Genomic DNA, 273 nt, shown 5'->3' with positions numbered 1-273 from the left:
GTCGACGGAGGTCCCCCAGATGATGCGCGCGTCGGGGTCGATGCGGTCGTAAATCTCTTCGACGACGCCCTCGGCCTCCTCGATGCTCATGTCGGAGCCGCCGGTGACGTTGACGAGCGCGGAGTTCGCGCCGGAGATGTCCACGTCGAGAAGCGGCGACCGGAGGGCGGACTTGACGGACTCTTGGGCCTTGGACTCGGAGTCGGACTCGCCGAGACCGATCATGGCGACGCCGCCGCGCTCCATGACGGTCTTCACGTCGGCGAAGTCGAG

Annotated in this window: 1 protein-coding gene; it reads right to left on the bottom strand. The window is 67.0% G+C overall.

The features are described from left to right. Positions 1-273, bottom strand: a 273-nt coding sequence (locus HKX41_11515; GenBank protein NNC24760.1) for a cell division protein FtsZ, incomplete at both ends; no start/stop codon positions are given.

The sequence above is a fragment of the Salifodinibacter halophilus genome (assembly GCA_012999515.1).
Classification (GTDB): Bacteria; Pseudomonadota; Gammaproteobacteria; order Nevskiales; family Salinisphaeraceae; genus Salifodinibacter; species Salifodinibacter halophilus.
This window is presented reverse-complemented; position numbering and strand designations above follow the sequence as displayed.